This window comes from Mycobacterium sp. NGS49 (genome assembly GCF_059812565.1).
The window spans coordinates 1-422 of sequence record NZ_JCALCX010000116.1 but is presented as its reverse complement, the minus strand read 5'-3'; the positions used below and the strand labels follow the sequence as shown (position 1 = coordinate 422).

At 67.1% G+C, this 422-nt stretch carries 1 pseudogene; it reads right to left on the bottom strand.

From position 1 onward, the window contains the following. A pseudogene (locus tag AC5Y7D_RS30940) lies at positions 1-422 on the bottom strand (hypothetical protein); the annotation flags it as partial.

Genomic DNA, 422 nt, shown 5'->3' with positions numbered 1-422 from the left:
CGAGCACGTGGTCGAAGATGTCTTTGGGCAACTCGGTGGACAGCTCCGTCGGGGCCGCGATCACCAGCGGCGGCACACCCGGACGGATATGCACGTTGCGCAGCACGGCGACCGCACTCTGCAGGCGGTTCTCGTCCCAGCGGATGTCGCGGGCGGCCACCCGGACTTCGCCGAGTTGACCTACCGGCAGGCCCTGGGGATCCAGCTCGGATTCCAGCTCGAGAACGGTGAGCGTCACGTCGTGGTCACCGATGCGGACGGTGACCTCCTTGCCGACCAGCAGCTGCTGCAGCGTCGCGAACAAGGTCCGGTAGGGCATCGCCACCGCCTGGGCGCCGACCGTGGGCAGCCCGGTGGACGACCACAACGAGGCCAGCATCTCCAACGCGCGGAATGAATCATCCCAACGCAAGAAGGGAACC